Origin of the sequence: Stratiformator vulcanicus (assembly GCF_007744515.1) — a bacterium.
Taxonomy (GTDB): Bacteria; Planctomycetota; Planctomycetia; order Planctomycetales; family Planctomycetaceae; genus Stratiformator; species Stratiformator vulcanicus.
Genome location: NZ_CP036268.1, coordinates 2009019 through 2028615, shown reverse-complemented (window position 1 = coordinate 2028615; position 19597 = coordinate 2009019). Strand labels below are relative to the sequence as shown.

The window sequence follows — 19597 nt, the reverse complement described above, 5'->3', positions numbered from 1 at the left end:
GCCGCCGATCAGACGGTATCGCAACGCTTCGAAGTACTTTGCCCGCAGTGATCCGTCACTGCCGTACCATCCGGGTACGGCACAACGGACGGGCCGGTCGTGCCGGTCCGTCCGGTTGTTCCTATTCTTCGGTCTGTCGGTTCGCTTGACTGAAGGCGAGAATCGACTTGTGACGCTGCTCGATTAGAAATTTTGAAGAACATCGAGTTCGTCGCCGATTTCCTTGGTTCGCTCCACATCTTCTTCGTTAAAAATTTCCTCGATTCCGTCCGGCTCGCTTTCGCCAGATACCGCAGGCCCACTCGGCGGCCCAGACTGCCGATCTTTCGGGCCGTCACTCGGGATCGCCCACGGATTGGCATCCGCGTCGGCATCCGTATCTTCGGGGGCGACGGCAGGAGTGGCCGGTTGTCCGCGTCCGACCTCGGCACGCATTTTTTGCATTTTGGCCCGATCGAGATCAAGTTCGGCGAGCGCTTCTTCATCGATCACGTCGGTATATTCGGCGTCATCCTTGCCGCGGTGAATCATGATCGTCCAGGTCGGGATATCGGGCTCGTTCGGAGCCGCTTCAACCTTCACCTCTTCCTGCTTCTGAGCAACGAAGTCGCCGAGGCTTTCAGTCTTGACCGGCTCTTCCGCCTTTTTCTCGCCTTTTTTGTCTCGGACGCCCGCTACCGTGGACGTATTCATGAACGTCGCCATAGTCACCTCCGGCGTGTCGGCGACATCGGTGTCTTCTTTACTACGAAGCGTCAGGTGCAGTTCGCCTCGATTTTCGGCGAGTTTCAGCAGGGCCGCCTGCTCCGGTGTGACGATCAGCGAGATGTTCTTCGCGGTGGTCTCGCCGTCTGATTCACCCGTAGTGCGGAGGCTGTCGGTGGCGAAGACTTCGATAAATTCGAGAACCGTTTTCGTCGACGTGATTTGCTGGCCGCCGGGATCTCGCAACTTGTAGGTGCAAAGAATGTCCACCCGGTCGGTCGGTCGCAGCAGGCCGCTGTGACTCTTGGTCGAGTCGACCTTCACCGTCGCGACCCGCATTCCGACGGGAATGGTGTCTGAAGGCGGACGCGCCGATTCACTCAATTTCGCTTCAGCGATAATCTCTTCTTGAACCGCGCGAGAGACGAGGGCTTTGCCTTCAGTCTGCTTGCGATCGGTCACCGCACCGCGTGGTGCCATACTCCGCGGCACTTCCTTGAACGCCGAGTTGGTTTCATCGAGCTTGCCGCCCGGAATGATGTCGGTCGTGGCGACCAACACCCGGACCACCGGTTCCTTTTCCGACTTGGCTTCCATGACCTGCATGACGCCCAACATGGCTACCAGCCCGAAACCGGCTGCGACCAGGAACAGAATCAGTGATTTGTTTTTCATCGGTTTTTCTCCGGGACAAAGCCGGGGAGGCTATTGAGGCGTCGTGGATAAGATGGAGTTCGTGATGTCGCACGCGGTTGTCGAGCTTCGGCGGGCACAGCCCGCCCTACAGTCCTCAGCGCTCAACTCTTGAGATTCGACTAATAGATCAGTCCTGCGTAGCAGAAGTAGCCGATGCTCCCGATGCAGATCGGAATGCCGTAAGGCAGCAGCATCATGGACGACTTGCGCTCAGCGGCGATCGAGGAGAGCTTTCGCGGATCGCGAACGGCCCACCACTCGTACCAAAGCATCAGAAAGTTGGCGTAGTGCTTCATAAACACGCCGCGATACAGGACCATCGCAACGGCCATGAGGGCACCAACGACGACCGAGACGGCGAAGGCGTAAAGGGTGATCTCCCACCCCAACCAAGCACCCATGCCGGCCATGAGTTTGACGTCGCCGGCTCCCATTCCGCCGACCGCGTAGAGCGGGAGCAGTGTGAGGAGTCCGCAGGCCAGTCCCAACATGCCGAAGCCAAGGCCTTCGAAGCCGCCGATCCAGGTCTGAAAGATCAGCCCGGCCAAGGCCATCGGATAGGTCAGCCAGTTCGGCACGCGCAGTTCTTTGCCATCGATCCAAGCCGCCCAAATGAGCAGCAACGCGACGACTTTGACGTGCCAGTTATCGAGGAGAAGTTCTGTCCAATCCATGATTCGGGACTTTCGGGAGGAGTTTAGCGGCTGGGAGCGACCGGATCGGTCGACGCGAGGTCGACCTATTGAGTTGTATGCGTTGATTGAAGGGCCGATTCGACCGGGCACGCTCAGGCGTGGCGGACGAACAGCAGTTGAACCGTGACGACGAGCGAGCCGAGCAGCAGCGCGACTTCAGCCGGCGTGATCACGGAAATGTCGAGCCAAAACGGAAACATGAGTCTTAACGATCTGTTGTGAGGCAATGAACCGGGACGACGGGGGGAGACATGAGCGGCGGAGTAGCCGCCGACCGCGGAGGGTTTCTCCGCGGCCGGGCGACGCATCCGTCGGTCGACCGAAAGTCGGGCCGGATCAGCCGGCATTAGCTGATGGCGTTGCCGACTTCTTCGAACTTGGCGTTCGCGTTCGTACCGATCGCCTGAATGGCGGTCAGGCAAACGATCACGATGAGCGCCAGCATGACGGCGTACTCAACGGCCGTCGGGCCGTCTTCGGAAACCAGAAACTTCTTGACGCTGAGACCAAAATCCTTCATTGCAACCCTCTCTAGAGACGTTAGCTCGGCGATCAGCCGAGACCGAAACGGATGAGTCGCGGCGGCCCGGCCGAACCATTCGACCATCACCTCCGAAACCCGGCACCAGAACGGATTCCTCTCGGAATCCGAAATTCCGTCGTTCAAACCGGCCGCCGCAGCGACCGTGGCTGAAGCACGCAAGGGATCAGTTCGAGACCGACCACCCAGCGCACCTCATGTGCCGCTCAAACGTAGGTCAGGGCTCGGGGCAGTCAAACGGGGTAATCCAAGAAATTTAGGGATTATGGATTGTTGCATTAAAGCAACGACGAGCATGTCGTAAGCCCATGCCGCGAAGCAATTTGCAGCGTGATGCGGCATCGCATCGGGAAGAAAATCCGGAGTCGCAGCCGAGAACTCAGGCGACCGGCTCGTCATGGCGAACAGCGTTTTCACGTTGTCCAGCGGCAATCGCGGGCGAGGAGAAGATTGGCCCAATCGCGAGACAGAATGGAGCAATTAGACGGGCATGTTTCGCCGGTCAATTCGTTCGATCGGACGAATATTTTTCGTCGTGGATGAGAATCGTTCGCGGATCGACTCGAGGTCGAGGTGGCGGCTGTGCGGGCTTTTGCGCAGAGTTTGTGAGTGTTGGGAGTTCGGTGATGGAGTCCCTTGCTTGCGCTGCGGGCTTGTTTGAGCATTCACCGCTTGCGCTGCGGGCTCGCTCAGGCGTCGCCGTCGGTGGTCAATGAACGTGTCCGGCGAAAGACCTCGCCGGCGATCAGCAAGATCACGACCACGACCAAAAGACCAATCGATGCGGGCAGTCCGAGCTTTCCGACGACGGCCCAGCCACTGCCGAACAAAGCCGCGACGGTCGACAGGAGCATCAACGTGTTGACCAACACGCGCTTTCCGCCCGTCGGACGCTGATCGCCGAGCACGGCTTTGCTGTTCATCAGGGCGAGGAACGTCACGTACGCGATCGGCAGAAGAACCAGCCCGAAGACGGATGTCGGAACGGCCAGCCACGCTTGGGCCTCGCCCCAGATGAATGGCCCCAGCACTCCAGTGCAGGCCGCGAGTGAGCCGATTCGCATGGGCCATCCCGACGCTGGTACGTTCATTAGTTCGCAAATCACGAAGCCGGAGACCAGCATCAGCAAGGTGATCGTCGAAAGCGCCATCGCGAGCACGCCGAACCCGAATACGATGTCGGCCGTGCCTCGTCCCAGCAGCGGGGTCAATGCCTCAGACAGCCCGCCCACATCGCGCTTCACGAGCATCGAGGCGAGCTTTCGCTCTTCGGTGGATGCGTCGGCGATCTCGCCACCCGTGGCTTTGATCCGCCCTTCAATTAATCCGTTGACGACTTCCGGCGAGGCCGAAGCCCCGGTATCGGCTTTGAGGTGGAACTGACTGGCCGAAGCGATCACGACGCAACTCGTCGCGAGCAGAAACGGGATGAACATCCCCGTACTCAAGTCGAAGATCGCGAGGCCGCGGTGTTCTTTCCGCCAGCCGCGACCGAGCATCGAGTAGGGCAGCAGGAAGGTCATATTGATGCCGACGGCGGTCGCAAAAGCACCCATCAGCACATCACGCTGCTGCTGTTCGATTTGGGCGGCCCAATAGGTTGCGGCCTCCGCATCGACATTCCGCAGCCCCTCAAGAATCGGGCCGAATCCGGCGGCAGGTCGGAACATGGTCCCCAAGTTCGGGACAAATCCGGCGAAGATTTCGCCCCACGGCAGCCCGTCGCCGACGAGGCTGATCCTTACCACGACGCCGATAAAACAGGCCACGATCAGCCCGACTGTGATTTTGAGCATCCACTCGTAGACACGCACGCCCCAGTGGCCGCTCCCGTAACTCCACGTGATCGCCACAACGATCAGCAGAATAAAAGCGACGATCACCACGGTCGCCGCATTGAGGCCCATTACTTCTGTACTGCCAAGCGTGCTCTCATTTCCGAGCAGCGACGGCAGCAGGTTCTGCTTCATCACGCCATTGGCCAGTGCGTATTGCGGGAGCGCCCAGACCATGTTCGCCATCAGCGAGGCGATCAACCAGCTCCACCCCAGCACCGGATTGACGTGCCGGTTGATGAGGCCGAACGGCCGCTGACCGGTCGTGAGCGTCACGTATCCGATTGCGCTGAGCATGATGATCCCGAGGATCATCGCGAGCGGTTGCAGCCACAGCATGCCGTAGCCGCCAAGAACTCCCAGATACATGCCCGTCGCCAGCGAGCCGCCGCCGAGGGTCAGGGCGCTTTGCAGCCAGCCGGGGCCGGAGAGCTTGATGTAGCCGCCCAACTTCACCGGCCACGATTTGCCTTCCAACTCGGCGAGATAATTTCGCTCCAGCGCGAGGTCGTCTGCCGGCGCCTCCGGACCGTCGGCCACCGAAGCCGACATTTGCGGCAAGTCGGGCGTGTCTGAGTCGGGATTGCCGGAAGCGGTGCTGTCGGACATGGTGGATCTGATTAAGGCGGGCGCACGTCTGAAATCAACTCCGCCAACCTACCGGTCCGTCCAGCGAGCATCAAGCGGCGCGAATTCCTGCAGCGCAAAGAAGACCCACGGGGCGGTGCCCGTGGGCTTGGAGTGAGATTCGAACGCGTTGCTCTTATTCGTCGTTGTCTTCGAGATCGCCGGCGACCACGAGCATCAACTTGGAGGGATCGAGATGCTTTTTCAGCGCTGCTTGGACCTGTTGCGGCGTCAAGCCCCGCAGCGATTCTTCGAGCTTCGTGTAGTAGTCCATCGTTCGCTCATATTCGAGGGTATTGCCCAAGATGCGAGCCAGATTGCCGTCGTTTGCCCGCGACACCGATTGGCGTTCGAGATAACCCGATTGGGCCCGTTCGACCTCGTCTTCCGTCACACCTTTCTCGAGCAATGCCGCCAACTCTTCATCAATGACGGATCGCAACTTGGGTACGTTTTCCGGATTGGTGATCGCGTACATGTAGAACACCGCGCGGGGGTCTTCGGCCCGAGCGCTGAAGCCGGAGCCGACACCGTAGGAAAGTCCTTCTTTCTGCCGCACGCGATCAGCCAGCCGGGATGAAAGTGAGCCTCCTCCGAGAATGTAATTCCCTAAGACGATCGCGGGGTAATCGGGATCGGTGTCGGTCATTGGAAACGCCGTGGCGGAAAAATAGACGGCGTTCTTCTTATCGGGGGTCGGAATCACATCGTAGCCGCCGGCGATATTTTCAGGCACATGGTCGGTGAGCCGATGATACGGGACGTCCGACTTCCAACCCGACAGCATCTCCTCGACAGCTTCGACTGTCGCATCGCGATCAAAGGTTCCCACAACGGCGACCTCCGCATCGGCCCCGCCGAGTTGCGATTCGTAGAGACCAACCAGTCCATCGCGCGAAACGTCTTCGTACATTTCGATCTGCTCTTCGAGCGTCGGCATGTAGCGCGGATCGCCCTTCGGCCACGAACTCAAATTCCGGCTAACTTTTGTCGTCGCCAGAGATTGCGGATCGTTCAGTTGAGATTGGAACGACGAGATCTGAGCCTGCTTCGCAACGCTGATCTCTTCATCCGGAAGCGTGGCCGACTTCAAAACTCTTCCCAAGAGCTTTAGCGCATCCGGCAACGTATCCTTCTTCGCCTGCAGGGTGAAGGTCGCGCCGCCCGCCGTACCGCTGGCCGACAACTGAGCCTGCAAGCGGTCGAGTTCATCCTGAATTTCCTGCCGGGTCATCCCGTCGGCCCCGCGGGTCATCAGGAGGGGCAACAACTCCGCCGGCATGGCTTTGTTCTGCAGGGACTGCTCGTTGCCGTAATTGAGGTGCAGCCGGAACACAACGGTCTCGCCGCGATTCTGCTTCTGGAGCAGAACGGCCTTCGCTCCGCCCGCCAGTTCGACCCGCTCGGTCCGGCTTTCGATATTGGCCGGTGAGACGTCGAACTTCTCACCCGCTTTGACGACCTCACGGCCTTTGTACTCGCCGATCGATTCGGCCAGGTCCTCCACATGCGGGATCTGCGTTCGAACCGGCTCGTCGGTCGGAAGGAACAGCCCGGCCGTGCGATTGCTGGGGATGAGGTACTTCTGGGCGACCTTGGTCACATCGGCGGGCGTGACCTTCTCAAGGCGGTCGCGGTACAGAAAATAAAGCCGCCAGTCGCCCATCGCCGCCCATTCACTCAGTTCGACGGCGATCCGCGTGCTGTTGTTGGCGGTCAGTTCGCGTTGCTTGAGTAGCCGCGCCTTCGCCCGGTCGACTTCCGCTTCGGTGACCGGATTCTCGACGAGATCGATCTCCAACACGTCGAGCATTGTCTGCAGCACATCTCTGGCATCTTGCGCGTCAGCGATCTCCGCCATGATCCGCATCACGCCCGGATCGTGCCACGCGAAGGCCACGCCGGAGAGGTCAGCCGCTCGTCCGGGTTCGACGAGTTTTTTATAGAGCCGACCACTCGGAGCGGCCGTAAGAATGCTTTCGAGAACGTCGATCGCCGGATACGACGGATTGCCGCCGGCCGGAATGTGATAGGCGACTGCGGCGAGAGCGACCTCTCCGGTGCGCCGCAGCAAAACGGTTCGCTCCCCGTCCTGTGCTGGCTCCTCCGTGTAGGTCTGCGGCAGCGGAGTGTCGGGATTGTCGAGGGGGGCGAAGTACTCTTTGATCTTCTCGATCGCGAAGTCGGGATCGAAGTTGCCCGCGATCACGAGCATCGCGTTATCGGGACGGTAATATTTTTTGTAGAAGGCCTGCAAATTTTCGATCGGCACCCGTTCGATGTCGGCCCGGTTACCGATTGTCGACTTGCCGTAGTTGTGCCATTCGTAGGCAGCCGAGACGACGCGTTGGGCGAGAATCCGCTGCGGGCTGTTTTCGCCCCGTTCGAACTCATTGCGAACGACCGTCATCTCGGAGGCAAGGTCTTCGGCGCGGACGAAGCTGTTGACCATACGGTCGGCTTCGAGCCGCAGCGCGAATTCGAGATTCTGCTCACTGGCCGGAAGTGTCTCGTAGTAGTTGGTGCGGTCGACCCACGTGGTGCCGTTGAAGCTGGCCCCGCGTTCCTGCAGCACTTTGGGAACCTGCGGGTGATCGGGCGTGCCTTTGAAGAGCATGTGCTCCAACAGGTGCGCCATGCCCGATTCGCCGTAACCTTCGTGCCGCGAGCCGACGAACATCGTGAGATTGACGGTGACGGTCGGCTTCGATTCATCCGGAAACAGCAGCACCTGCATTCCGTTTTCGAGACGGTATTCGGTGATGCCTTCGATGGAGCGAATCTGAGTCACTTCGGAACCGTCCTTGGCGAAGCTGATTGAGGGGAGCAGCGCGGCGATCAGTGATGCGAATGCGATGAGCAACGGCCTGCCGTGCATCGAGGTCTCCTTCCGTGCGGATGCGAGATTCGGCGGACCGCCGAATTTGTTCAGTGTGTTTGCGGGACTATCGTATCGGCGAGCCGGCGCCGGACAAACCAGCAGAGGCTCAAAGAGTCCGCGGTTCTTCTGCAACCGATTGCCGATTGCGGCGAAACGTCCGAACGACCTATAACCCGGCTGCGTCCGAATCGGCCGAATCTCGGCCCGATACCGACGCTGACTACTCTTACGGCAGGAGGCCGTGCGATGTTTGCCCCGCTTCAAAATTGGCAGGTCCGCGCAATCGGCGTGGGTATCATTCTCTGCGCGATCGTGGCGTCGGCGGTTCTTCCGCTGTTCGCATCGGGTGGAATGATCCCCATCTACATGAAGGCGACCGATCGCTATCTCGCGGGGGAGCAGTTCTACCTGCCTAATGAACCTCCGGCTTACACGTATCCGCCGGCGATGATCCTCACGACGGTGCCCCTCGCGGTCTTCCCTGAGTACGGCTGGCGTGCGCTCAATTGGTTGGAGAATTTCTCGCTGGCAGCAGGGTTGATTGCGTTGGCGACGGTCATGGTCTGGCCGGTGATCGCTGCCGACGGCCCCCCGTTGAGAGACCGACGGTACCTGATCGCGGCGACCGTGGTCACGATCCTCTGCCTCAAATACATCATCTCGCCGATCAAATATCAGGCTCACGATTTGATGGTTGTGGTCGCCGTCGGAGGCGCGGCGCTTGCGATGTCCCGATCGAACGACAAATGGGGCGGACTGCTCGGAGGCATGGCAGCGGCCCTGAAGGCGACGCCGATGCTGCTGCTCCCGGTCCTTGTGATGCAGCGCCGCGTTGTGGCCTCCATGACATTCGGCACCGCCGTGCTCGTATTAACGCTGCTGCCCGACCTGTTCGTGGCATCGCCCGACGATGCGACCTGGGCTCAGTCGTGGTACTCCCGATTCGTCTCAAAGACGAGTGTCGGTGAAGCCGCCGAGGGGGACGGAGCCTGGACGGCTTGGAATGCACTCAATCAAAGTATTCCGGGAACAATGTATCGCCTGATGACGCCGGTCGAGACGGGAGGCGAATTGAAGAACGTCGCAATCGCAGACCTCGGCGGCCGAACGGCGAAACTGATCGTCTTGCTGATCGAAGTCGCCGTCTTCGGTTTCATCGTGCTGACCTGTCGACGCAGTCCGCTGCTCGACGCGGGACCGCTGCGGTCGTTCTATTGGATGGGTGCCGCCGGAGTCGTGCTGTGTGGAATGCTGCTGCTATCGCCGATGAGCAGCACCCAGCACTTTTGTGCGCTCTGCCTGCCGATCGCGTTCTTCACTGTCCATTATTTTTTCATCCGTCGAACGTGGGTCGCCCTCGCCGGCATGTCGGCGGTCATGCTTGGTGGCCCGCTCGCCTCGCAGGACCTCGTCGGCGAGACGTACTCCAGTTGGGCGCAGGCGGCCGGCAGTGCGACTATTGTCACGATCGCCTGCATGGTTTCGACGGGTGTGCTCTTGCTGTCTGACCGGAAACGAAGCGAGCAAATCTTTGCACGTTTTGAGAGCGACAGCTCATCGCCGAATCGAGACGAAGCCATTATTTCGCCACCGGCTGCGGCTGCTTGAATTTCATCGAAGCTAGAGTCGGTGATGATCGGCGGTGTCGGTGGTGTCGGTGGTGTCGTCCCTTGCCCCGCGCTGCGGGCTCGTGTGCGTTAGGAGACGGGGCCGACGGCGACGCCGCGATTGGCGTTGGGGCGACTCGGCATGTTCGACCGATCGGGCATCCGAATCGGCAGCCGGATCGTAAATGTGCTGCCTTTGCCGAATTCGCTTTCGAGAGAAATATCTCCGCCGAGCAATTTCGAAAGCTCGCGCACAATGGAAAGCCCCAGCCCCGTGCCGCCGTGTTCACGGGTCATGGCGTCCGACTGACCCGGACCGGAGCGTCCCTGTCGAAACTTCTCAAAGATCACGCTTTGATCTTCGAGCGGAATGCCGATGCCGGTGTCTTCGACGATCAGATCGAAGTGCTTCTCACGATCGGCAAGTCGTCCGTAGACGCGAACCTGCCCTCCTTCCGGCGTGAATTTGATCGCGTTCGAAAGCAGGTTGTTCAAGATTTGTTGGAGCTTGCCCGCGTCCTGCCACAGTGCGGGGATGTCCGGGGAGACGTCGATCTTAACTTGAATGTTCTTGCGGTCGGCAAGCGGCAAGAGCTGGTCGACCTGCGTTTCAACGACCTCGCTGAGCGAGAATTCTGTCTCTTCGACGGTCAGTTTTCCGCTTTCGATTTTGGCGAGGTCGAGGATGTCGTTGATCAGCACCATCAAATCGCCGCCCGACTTGCGAATGTTGCCGACGAATCGCTTCTGCTTATCGTTCAGATTCTCTGCACCGGAGAGCACGTCACTGAAGCCCAAGATGCTGTTGAGCGGCGTCCGCAGTTCGTGGCTCATCGTCGCGAGGAATTCATCTTTGAGACGATTCGTCTCGTACAGTCGCAGGTTGACCCGCGCGAGTTCGTCGACCTTTCCGTCGAGGTCGACGTTCAAATCTCGCAACTCGTCCTGCATCGTGATCAGGTGCCGGAGCATGCGGTTGAACGCGTGAGAGAGTTCTTCGAACTCATCGCCCGTCCGAATATCGGCCCGCAGGTCGATCGTGCCTCGGGCGATCTCATCGGCAACGTCTTTTAGGTGCAGCACCGGTTTCACAATCACGTACCGCACGATCGCGTAAGCCGAGAGCATCGCCAGAAAAGCGGTCACGATTGCCGTCGTGACAAGAAAAGCGTTGTTCTGCACGAGAGCCCGCTTGGTTTCGGCGAGCGGCAGCGAAATCTTGACCATCCCGATCAGCCCGCCCCGCGGCGTTGCGGCGTGATAGTTCTCGTAAGTCGACTCGCCGATGTGGCAACTGCGAAAGCAATCGTCTCCGGCAATCAACGGGGCGAAGTAGCGATACTGTTCGTCCGAAGTGGAGACGAACTCATCAGCGCCGGCTCGAAGCGAAAGCAACGCGCGGGAACTGATCGGGTCGCCGGGTCGATCGGCCGCAGGCGCGTTCGCCGCGGCATTGTAGACCTGCCAACTGTCGATGACCGGGGCGTCGGTGGAAGAACCGGTAAAGCTGAATTCCGGGTCGGGGTCACCACGGTGCTTGTGCCACAAAATCGGTTTGATGAGCGCCCGCGCGACGTTGCGGTTCTGCTCATACACGACCCGCACATTCAACCAGGCGTAGAACGAAAAGCTGCCCGCAATCAATAGGAGCAGCCCCGTCCCGAACAGGAAACGGCACTTCCGTTCGAGGCTCGTCTCACCGAGCAACCGCTTGACGGTACGGTATGACATGAGCCGATCAAAAATTCATTCTGTGGAACGAGATGTTATCAGCACATCGCAGTGTGCTTGAGGCTATCGCCCCGCTTAATTCTGTGAAGTGCAGCAACCAATGGAGTCGGCAAATATCATTCGGGAGTGGCCCGGACAACGTCCGGGTCGCGCAGCGACAAGAGTACTTGGGCGAAGATTTCCCCGAAAAATTGGCATCGAATGTCGTATGGAGTCGGTAGCTGATTGCTCTGGCGGCTGAGCCGCACGGACGTTGTCCGTGCCACTCGAAATTAGATTTTAACGTGGGGCGGGCGGGGACGGCGCTTTCGCCGCCCCCGGAACGCGTCCTCTCGGACTCGTCAGTGCATGACTGCTTCCCTAAACGCTACTCGTTCATGACTTCGGTCTCTTTGTGAGAAGCGAGGTCGTTGACTTTGCCTTCGTACTTCTTGGTGAATTCCTGGACTTGGTCTTTCACGGAATCGCGATCGTCTTCGCCGAACGTCTTTTCCTTCTCAGCGGTATCGGCGTGCTTATTGGCATCGCGCCGAATGTTGCGAATCGACACTCGCGCCTCTTCGGCCAGTTCTTTCACACGGGAGACGATTTGCTTGCGGCGTTCGGTCGACAGCGGCGGCACGTTCAGGCGGATCAGCCGGCCGTCGGAGTTGGGGGCGAGGCCGACATCGCTGGCCTGGATCGCTTTGGAGATCGCGCCGATCTGTGTTGCGTCGTAAGGACGCACGACGATCTGCTGCGGCTCGGGAACGCTGATCGTGGCGCACTGCTTGAGCGGCATCATGGAGCCGTACATTTCGACCCGGACGCTCTCAACCAAGGCAGGCGTGGCCCGTCCCGTCCGCATTCCCTGAAGTTGATCGTGATAAAGGTCCGCGGCCTTGCTCATCCGTTCTTCGGCGTCGAGCAAAATTTCGTCGGCGTCCATCAAGTCTCCTTTTCCAGTTCGTTATGAATTTCTGTTGTGCTCGAGCCCCGATTCCGTCCCATTACTCTCACCCCGACGCGGCGACCGATCATTGAGTTCAGCCGCGTGTGCTGAAGTCGGGCAGTTTTCGCCGCTCCGGTCCGACATAGCGACCGCGCGGACGGATCAGTTGATTGTGCGTGCGTTGCTCGCATGCGTGGGCCGCCCAACCGGGCAATCGGGCGACGATCGTCACAGCGCGATAGGCGTTTTGCGGAATGCCCAAATACTCGAACAACCGCGACAGGTGCCAATAGATCGTCGGCTGAAGTCCGAACTGACCACGAACCGCTTCTTCGAAACAGCGGGCGATCCGCTCGAAGTCGCGTCGCCCGGTTTCCGAAGCCATCACGTCGCACATTTCGCGGAGCAGTTCGAGCCGCGAATCGTCGGTCGACATCGAGCGGCTGTCGAAACCGTCGATCGGTCGAAAATCTGAAGCGCGACCGTCGAGGAAAGTGCTGACCTCGTCGACCGAGCTGAGCTCAAACAACGGCGCGACGATATCAAATCGCGGTCCCGCATGAACCGATCCGCTGCAGGTCGCGGCGGCCGCCGCCAACGCCCCGCAAAAATCTCCACCGCCGCTGATGACCGCGCGGGCGGCGAACGTCGAGGCATCGATTCCCTGATCGGCGAGCACGCTCAGCGCAGCATCAAATGCCCGCTCCTGCTCGTCGGTCGGTCGCTTGGAAGTCAAACGCAGCAACAAATTGCCCGCAAAACTGAAATCACTGTCGAGGCCATCACCGACGGCATCGCTGCCAGATTCGCTGAAGTCGACCGATGCCTGGGGCGTGTAAATCGTCGAGAGGCCAAGCGTGCTCAGCGCCATCAGACGGGCGAACTCTCCCATGAACGCATCGTCGGCGACCTGACTGTCGAATTCGAGGACCGCACCCGCTGACGCAATGAGGTTGCCGAGAAACGAATCCGAACGCGTGCTCGAATTCGCCGAGTGCAGCAGGGCATCGACGATCGGTCCAGCGGCAACGTCACCGAACAGCCACGTCTGAAAGTCAGCCAGGAAGTCGAGGCTCGGCAGCTCCCCCGCGATCAACAGGTAGGCGGTCTCCAGAAACGAAGACTCACGGGCCAAATCGGCAATCGGATACCCGTGGTACAGATACAGCTCTTCGACTTCAGAGATCCGGGTCTCGGCAGAGATGATGCTTTCAAGCCCAGGATCAAAGACGTCGGGCGTGACCGACATACGGTCCACGAGCCGTTCCAGTCCGGCTTTCAGATACTCGGGACGTTTCGATCGTTCGTTTTTCATGAGTCCACCCGGCCTTCCTTAGCCGAACCCCTCTGATAACAAGACGGCTCGCTAGTTTACGAGGCGGTCCGACCACTCGAAAGCCTACCCGCGTTCCGCTGGGACATCACATCCGCATAGACCTCTCGAATTCGCCGGGTCATCGTCTGGTGACGAAACTGTTCGGTGAATCGTTCACGACCGGCCGAGCCCAGTTTTTCCCTAAGCCGAGCATCCCCGGCAAGCTCGGTCAGAGCGGCAGTCAACTCGGAAATCGACTCCGGCGGAAGCAGACAACCGGTCTCACCCGTGATGCAAACTTCCCGCGCCCCATCGATGTCATAACTGACCACGGGCTTACCGGCGATCAAACCCTGCGGCAGCACGCGGGCGAGGCCTTCCCGCAGCGACGTATGCACCACGATGTCCATCGCGTGAATCAACTCGGGAACCCGGTCGGGCGGCACTAAACCCGTGAAGCGAAAATGATCGGTCAGGCCCGCGTCGGCAATTTGTTGCTCCAATGACTCTCTCAAAATTCCGTCGCCGACGAATAGAAACTTCACTCGGGAGTTCTGGCGGACGACATCCGCGGCGCAGCGCAAAACGAACTCGTGTCCTTTTTTGTGAAACAACCGCGCGATCTTGCCCACGACGATGTCGGTCGACGTGAAGCCGAATTTTGAGCGGACTTCGCGCGGCGACCGCGGCGGCTGCAAGAACGGTTCGACGTCCATCCCGCTGTAAATGGTGACGAACTTCTCCCGCGGCGCGACACCGGCGTCGGCGTACTGATCGGCCATCGCATCGCAGACGGTGATGAACCGATCCGTTCGCCGAGCCGCCCAAAGTTCGGCCGCACGATATGTCATGTAAGGCAGCGCCGATTGCCCTCGGAAAAACGAAGGACCATGTACCGTATGCACGACCGGGATGCCGAGCTTCGCCGCGGCCGCGCGTCCTAAAACTCCCGCCTTGCCGCTGTGAGTATGCACGATCTGTGGCGCGTATTCGCACAGCGCCTCGGTCAATTGCCGAAGGGCCTTCCACTCGTCAATCGGCGAGACGGCGCGGATCAGATTCGGCACTTCAATGACGGGAAAGCCGCCGCGTCGAGCCCTGTCGATCAGGCTTCCTTCCGGCCCGATAGTCGGCCCGGTCACGAGGGCGACCTCGTCGCCATAATCGCGGTGCTGCCCCTCGACGGTCAGCAAGGTATTCTCCTGTGCCCCGCCGATGATCATCCGCGTAATCACATGCGCTGTCCGCATCACTGCCCGTTCGACTGCACCACGGTTTGCTCCCGCTCCGGCGGCTGCACTTCGGGAGGAGATTGCTCGAGCAGGCTGCTGGGGGCGCTCTCGAAGAACTCAACACCCCCGGTTCGGACATCGTACATTCCGCCGACCACGCCGATTTTGCCTTCGTCGCACAGCTTGGCCATCGTGTGACTTTGCTCCAGTAAGACATGCATCATGCGATCGACATTCGCCCGGGCGACGATATCAGGGAAGTCATCCTCCGGTTCGACAGATGACGATTTCGGTGCCCAACGGGTTTGCTTTAGCGCCTGACGGGTTTCATTTAATTGTCGCGCCGGTTCGATCGACTTCTGAATTTCGTTGACGACCGCCGCGAGGTGCTCGCAGCCGGTTGCCTCGGCGGGGTCTGCGTTCTGCTCGGCGAGGTTGACGGCCGCCGTGACGGCGCCGCAACGGGTGTGCCCGAGAATCACGACGAGCTTCGCCCCCGCGACGGCGCAGGCGTATTCAATGCTCGCCATCACCTTCTCTTTGACGACATTGCCGGCGATCCGCACGGTGAAGACGTCGCCGACGCCGAGGTCAAAAATGATTTCGGTCGGATTCCGCGAATCGATGCAGCTCACGACGCAAGCGAGCGGAAATTGCCCCTCAGCAGTTTCATGAATCGCCTTCGTGTAGTTTCTTGTCAAACTGTGGCCGGTGCGGAATCGCTCGTTGCCGTCCTTGAGCACCTGCAACACGTGCTCAGGCCGCATATTCTCCTGCAGCTCCCGCGTCGAGAAATCAATGAACTCAATCTCGTCCCCGTCAACATAGCGATCCTTAAAGCCGATCCGGCTGACCGAGATGTTCTTCGCCGGGGCCGTCTCCTTCTTAAAGTCACTTATTAAGTCGAGAACGTCCGGGTCAATGTAGTCAGTCGAACGAGCGTCGAGCAGCACCCGGCTGCCTGCCGGCACGTTCTCGAGCACCCGCAACAACGCCGCCCGATTGAGAAAGCTGACCTGATTGGCGAGTTCGATTCGCAGCACTTCGCCGCTGACATGATTCTCTCGAATCAGGTGCAGCGGTCGGCGGAGATTGCTCTTCAAGATGAAACCGATCGCAAAGACGAGACCAATAATGATCCCGATCAGCAGGTCGGTCAGCACGATCGCGGTCACAGTAATGATGAACGGGAGGAACTGATTCCAACCCTCCCGCCACATCTGCTTAAATAGCTCCGGATTGGCGAGCTTAAAACCGGTGTGGAGAAGAATCGCGGCCAGACACGATAGCGGAATGGAATTGAGTACCTGCGGCCCGAAAAAGCAGAACCCGACCAGAATAAATCCGTGTGCGATCGCCGAAAGCTTGGTCACGGCGCCGGACCGCACATTGACTGAACTGCGGACAATGACCGACGTGATCGGGAGACCGCCGAACATGCCGGAGACAACGTTCCCGCAGCCTTGCGCAAACAGTTCCCGGTCGGGCGGCGAGTTCCGCTGTTTCGGGTCGAGTTTGTCGACCGCTTCCAAGTTAAGCAGCGTCTCCAAGGACGCGACAATCGCGACGGTCACGGCGGCAATATAAAACTGCGGGTTTAAATAGTGGGACCAATCCGGCCACACGATGAATTGGTCGAAGTTTTGAAGCCCCTGAGCGACGGGAACATTGACGAGGTGCTCGCCTTGAACTGCCAGTAGCGGGCCGCCGGATGTGTTAAACAGCCACCGCATAATAAATCCGAAAGCGACTACCGTCACGGGCGCGAGGACGGGTACTTTTTTAAAGAAGGCGAATCGATCGCTCAGCACGAGGAATACGAGCGAAGCGACACCGATGATTGCCGCCCCCAAGACCACGTGCCCGCTTGTCACATCCGTCACGACGGCCCACAATTCCGTAAAAGTATTGTGGTGATCGGGCTGCGAAAACGACATGTCGCCCTCGGGATCAGAGTCGCGCCCTAGCACGTGCGGGATTTGCTTCAAGATCAGGATGACCCCGATCGCCGCAAGCAGCCCCTTAATTACGCTCGACGGGAAAAATGCGGAGATGAAACCCGCCCGAAGTACGCCGAGTAATATCTGAATGAATCCCGCCACAGCGACCGCGGCCACGAACGCCTGATAGGACCCGAGCGCCTCGATCTGCATCGCCACAACCGCCGTCAAGCCGGCCGCCGGGCCGGAGACGCTGGTGTGCGAGCCGCTGAGCGAACCGACGACAATGCCGCCCACGATGCCCGCGAGTAGGCCGGAAAACAAAGGGACGTTGAGGCCCTCTTCCATCCCCGGCGCGCGAGAGGCCAATGCGATACCCAGACACAATGGCAGCGCTACCAGGAAGACCACGACACTCGCGGCGAGATCGCGACCGATATTCTTCGCCCAGTTCGACTCCATAGGTGCCCCTCTGCAGTAGCGGTCTCATCGTGTTGACGATCCGCCATCGTGTCAGAGAGAGCCACAGATCGCCACGCGCCACGAGAAATTCGTCCACAGGTCGATCCCGCCGACAAACAAGTCCGCACCGCAGCAAGGGACGAAACGAGCAAATCACGACGTCCTCAAGACAGCCCGCCTAACCAACAACTGCCGCTCCCGCTGAGATCGGCTCCAACGTCACTTCAATCGCCTTGAAGGCCGGCGTCTTCGAACGAGGGTCACTCCGCCGGGGCACCAGCACGTTCGCTTCCGGGTAATACATCAGACATGCCCCCGGGCGGATGCTGTCAAACGGCCGGGCCTCGATCGGGAAGAGCTCGCCGTTCGAACTCTTCACCTTCACCCGCTCATTCGGCGTCAGCCCCAGCGGTTCGAAGTCGTCCGGATGAATCAGCACGACGTCCCGCCGATCGATGCCGCGGTAGAGGTCGGTGTTTTCGTAGACGACCGTATTGAATTGCCCCTCGCTGCGGACGGTCATCATGGTGAGCCTTCCCTCCGCCGGCCGAGTGTCAGGGATCTCGTGCACATGCAGTTGAGCTCTGCCGGATGCCGTCGGGAACTGCGGTTCGTGAAACGTCCGCCCGGCGATCTGGAACTCTTCTTTCGAACGATCGATCTGCTCAATCTTGTCGAAACCCGGAACCACTTTCGCGATCATCTCTCGGATGCGGCTCGTGTTCTCCATCGCCGCCCAATCGACCGGGCCGGATGAGTCGAGTACTCGCCGGGCGATATGTGAGATTACCTCGACTTCGCTCCTGGGCCCCTCATGTCGGGCCGGGCCACCGTCGCTGAGACGGACGTAATTGAACATCGACTCTTGCGTCGTGGGCTGCGGCTCTTCGTCCCGCGCGAGTACCGGCAGGATGATCGTCTCATCGGCCAAGCCGTGGGCGTGTCCTGTGTTGAGCGTCGTGCTGAGGTAGACGATCGACTCCAGTCGCGAAAGCGCCTCCGCTGCGTACGGCGAGTCGGGATTGGAACCATACAGATTTCCGCCGAGGCAAAAACCCAGCTTCAACTTGTGGTCGTGAGCCGCCTCCATGCAGGCGAGAGTATCGAGCCCCGGCGAGGTCGGCAGGTCGACATTGTAGTTCGACTGCAGCCGTTCGAAGATCGCGTCCTTCAATTTCGGCGTGACTCCCACCGAGCCGATGCCCTGCACGTTGGAGTGCCCGCGGATCGGCAGCAGCCCGGCGTGCGTTCGCCCGACCATGCCGCGGAGTAGGGCGAGATTGCCGATCGCCTCGACGTTTTCGACCCCGTGCGCTTGATGCGTGATGCCCATCGTCCAACTGAAAACGGCGTTCTTCGCCTTGCAATAGCGGTCGGTGATCTCGTCAATCTGCTCGATCGACACACCGGCCAATTGCGACAGTTCGTTGATATCCGCCTCGGCGAGCCGCTGCTTCAGCTCGGGCCAACCGTCGGTGTAGTTTGTGAGGAAGTCCTCGAAGTGGGCGCCGCGTTCAACGACCCGTTTGCCGATCGCCGTGAGCAGCGCGAGGTCTCCGCCGATATGCGGCTGCACATAGAGCGTGGCGATCTTCGTCCCGAACAGCAGCGACCACGGATCGCTCGGCACGCTGAAGTTCGTGAGGCCGGTCTCAACGACCGGATTGATCACAATCACTTCGCCGCCGCGCCGCCGAACGTGTTTGAGCGTGCTCATCAGCCGCGGGTGATTACTCGCCGGATTCCCGCCGATCACGAACACGAGGTCGGCATGCTCGACGTCATCCAGCACCAAGGTCGCCGTGCCGGAGCCGAAGGTGTTGGTCAATCCGACGCCGCTCGCCTGATGGCAATAGAAGCTGCAATTGTTGACGTTGTTTGTGCCGTACATCCGCGCGAACAGTTGCAGCAGGAAGCCCGCCTCGTTCGAACTTCGCCCGCTGAAGTACCAGAACGTCTCGTCGGCGGGGAGCGACTTCAGCTTTCGCACGATCGACTCGTACGCCTCATCCCAAGAGATGGGCGTGTAGTGCGATTCGCCTTTGCGAACGCGGACCGGTTGCGTCAGCCGACCGCTATGCTCCAAATCGCGCGGCGACATCGCCCGCAGTTGCGGGATCGAGCGTTCCGCCCAGAACGATGTCTCGATTCCCGGCTGCATGTCGGCGACCATGGCCTGCATGCCCTTCTTGCAGACCTCGGGAAAGGTCCCACGCTCATTGACCATGCCCCCCTTCTGCCCGCCCATCCCGACCGCGCAGGTCTTACAGGCATTCCGGCTTCGCAGCGCCTTCCACAGCTTCCACGGCCCCCCGACCTGCCGGGCCTTCGAGAGCGAATATAAGACGGCGGGCCACCCGCCACCGGTTCGGACGCGTTTCATATCAATAATTTCAGTA

The 19597-nt window shown here is 59.9% G+C and carries 13 protein-coding genes; 1 reads left to right on the top strand and 12 read right to left on the bottom strand.

Annotated features, from left to right (window positions below; all coding sequences use genetic code 11):
* Positions 1 to 183: 183 nt before the first annotated feature.
* The 6 genes from cpaB to Pan189_RS07870 all read right to left on the bottom strand — a co-directional run bounded on the left by cpaB (position 184) and on the right by Pan189_RS07870 (position 7977).
* Positions 184 to 1380: a Flp pilus assembly protein CpaB gene (gene cpaB, locus Pan189_RS07895; RefSeq protein ID WP_145363392.1), complete on the bottom strand. Its 1197-nt coding sequence runs from the start codon at positions 1378 to 1380 to the stop codon at positions 184 to 186.
* A 140-nt stretch (positions 1381 to 1520) separates the two neighbouring features.
* A complete protein-coding gene (locus Pan189_RS07890; protein ID WP_145363391.1) occupies positions 1521 to 2075 on the bottom strand; it encodes an A24 family peptidase in 555 nt (184 codons plus the stop codon).
* Between the two features lie 113 nt (positions 2076 to 2188).
* The gene (locus tag Pan189_RS07885) at positions 2189 to 2443 is read right to left on the bottom strand and encodes a hypothetical protein (RefSeq protein WP_145363390.1); all 255 of its coding nucleotides are present in this window, start codon (positions 2441 to 2443) and stop codon (positions 2189 to 2191) included.
* Complete coding sequence (locus tag Pan189_RS21660) at positions 2443 to 2616, bottom strand: Flp family type IVb pilin (protein WP_145363389.1); 174 nt, start codon at positions 2614 to 2616, stop codon at positions 2443 to 2445. Before Pan189_RS21660 ends, Pan189_RS07885 begins: the two co-directional genes overlap by 1 nt.
* Before the next feature lie 710 nt (positions 2617 to 3326).
* The gene (locus tag Pan189_RS07875; protein WP_145363388.1) at positions 3327 to 5081 is read right to left on the bottom strand and encodes a divalent metal cation transporter; all 1755 of its coding nucleotides are present in this window, start codon (positions 5079 to 5081) and stop codon (positions 3327 to 3329) included.
* 154 nt (positions 5082 to 5235) lie between these two features.
* Complete coding sequence (locus tag Pan189_RS07870) at positions 5236 to 7977, bottom strand: M16 family metallopeptidase (RefSeq protein ID WP_145363387.1); 2742 nt, start codon at positions 7975 to 7977, stop codon at positions 5236 to 5238.
* Between the two features lie 249 nt (positions 7978 to 8226).
* On the opposite strand from Pan189_RS07870, the gene Pan189_RS07865 reads away from it, so the two are divergent.
* The gene (locus Pan189_RS07865) at positions 8227 to 9588 is read left to right on the top strand and encodes a glycosyltransferase family 87 protein (RefSeq protein ID WP_145363386.1); all 1362 of its coding nucleotides are present in this window, start codon (positions 8227 to 8229) and stop codon (positions 9586 to 9588) included.
* Between the two features lie 89 nt (positions 9589 to 9677).
* Here the strand turns inward: Pan189_RS07865 and Pan189_RS07860 are convergent, their stop codons facing one another.
* The 6 genes from Pan189_RS07860 to Pan189_RS07835 form a co-directional block, all read right to left on the bottom strand.
* A complete protein-coding gene (locus Pan189_RS07860) occupies positions 9678 to 11318 on the bottom strand; it encodes a sensor histidine kinase (protein ID WP_145363385.1) in 1641 nt (546 codons plus the stop codon).
* A 367-nt stretch (positions 11319 to 11685) separates the two neighbouring features.
* Entirely contained in the window at positions 11686 to 12246 is a 561-nt protein-coding gene (gene frr / locus Pan189_RS07855; protein ID WP_145363384.1) for a ribosome recycling factor, read from the bottom strand.
* 97 nt (positions 12247 to 12343) lie between these two features.
* Positions 12344 to 13564: a citrate/2-methylcitrate synthase gene (locus Pan189_RS07850; RefSeq protein ID WP_145363383.1), complete on the bottom strand. Its 1221-nt coding sequence runs from the start codon at positions 13562 to 13564 to the stop codon at positions 12344 to 12346.
* Positions 13565 to 13620: 56 nt separating this feature from the next.
* Positions 13621 to 14814, bottom strand: a complete 1194-nt coding sequence (locus Pan189_RS07845) for a glycosyltransferase family 4 protein (RefSeq protein WP_145363382.1) — start codon at positions 14812 to 14814, stop codon at positions 13621 to 13623.
* Positions 14814 to 17198: a bifunctional SulP family inorganic anion transporter/carbonic anhydrase gene (locus Pan189_RS07840; RefSeq protein ID WP_145363381.1), complete on the bottom strand. Its 2385-nt coding sequence runs from the start codon at positions 17196 to 17198 to the stop codon at positions 14814 to 14816. The genes Pan189_RS07845 and Pan189_RS07840 overlap by 1 nt, the downstream gene beginning before the upstream one ends.
* Positions 17199 to 17376: 178 nt before the next feature.
* Entirely contained in the window at positions 17377 to 19581 is a 2205-nt protein-coding gene (locus tag Pan189_RS07835; protein WP_145363380.1) for an FdhF/YdeP family oxidoreductase, read from the bottom strand.
* Positions 19582 to 19597: the final 16 nt, after the last annotated feature.

Bases quoted from the DNA above. Each gene is read 5' to 3' on its own strand.
- Pan189_RS21660 (WP_145363389.1), bottom strand. From the start codon at position 2,616: ATGAAGGATTTTGGTCTCAGCGTCAAGAAGTTTCTGGTTTCCGAAGAC.
- Pan189_RS07845 (WP_145363382.1), bottom strand. From the start codon at position 14,814: ATGCGGACAGCGCATGTGATTACGCGGATGATCATCGGCGGGGCACAG.
- Pan189_RS07840 (WP_145363381.1), bottom strand. From the start codon at position 17,198: ATGGAGTCGAACTGGGCGAAGAATATCGGTCGCGATCTCGCCGCGAGT.
- Pan189_RS07890 (WP_145363391.1), bottom strand. From the start codon at position 2,075: ATGGATTGGACAGAACTTCTCCTCGATAACTGGCACGTCAAAGTCGTC.
- Pan189_RS07850 (WP_145363383.1), bottom strand. From the start codon at position 13,564: ATGAAAAACGAACGATCGAAACGTCCCGAGTATCTGAAAGCCGGACTG.
- Pan189_RS07875 (WP_145363388.1), bottom strand. From the start codon at position 5,081: ATGTCCGACAGCACCGCTTCCGGCAATCCCGACTCAGACACGCCCGAC.
- frr (WP_145363384.1), bottom strand. From the start codon at position 12,246: ATGGACGCCGACGAAATTTTGCTCGACGCCGAAGAACGGATGAGCAAG.
- cpaB (WP_145363392.1), bottom strand. From the start codon at position 1,380: ATGAAAAACAAATCACTGATTCTGTTCCTGGTCGCAGCCGGTTTCGGG.
- Pan189_RS07835 (WP_145363380.1), bottom strand. From the start codon at position 19,581: ATGAAACGCGTCCGAACCGGTGGCGGGTGGCCCGCCGTCTTATATTCG.
- Pan189_RS07860 (WP_145363385.1), bottom strand. From the start codon at position 11,318: ATGTCATACCGTACCGTCAAGCGGTTGCTCGGTGAGACGAGCCTCGAA.
- Pan189_RS07870 (WP_145363387.1), bottom strand. From the start codon at position 7,977: ATGCACGGCAGGCCGTTGCTCATCGCATTCGCATCACTGATCGCCGCG.
- Pan189_RS07885 (WP_145363390.1), bottom strand. From the start codon at position 2,443: ATGCCGGCTGATCCGGCCCGACTTTCGGTCGACCGACGGATGCGTCGC.
- Pan189_RS07865 (WP_145363386.1), top strand. From the start codon at position 8,227: ATGTTTGCCCCGCTTCAAAATTGGCAGGTCCGCGCAATCGGCGTGGGT.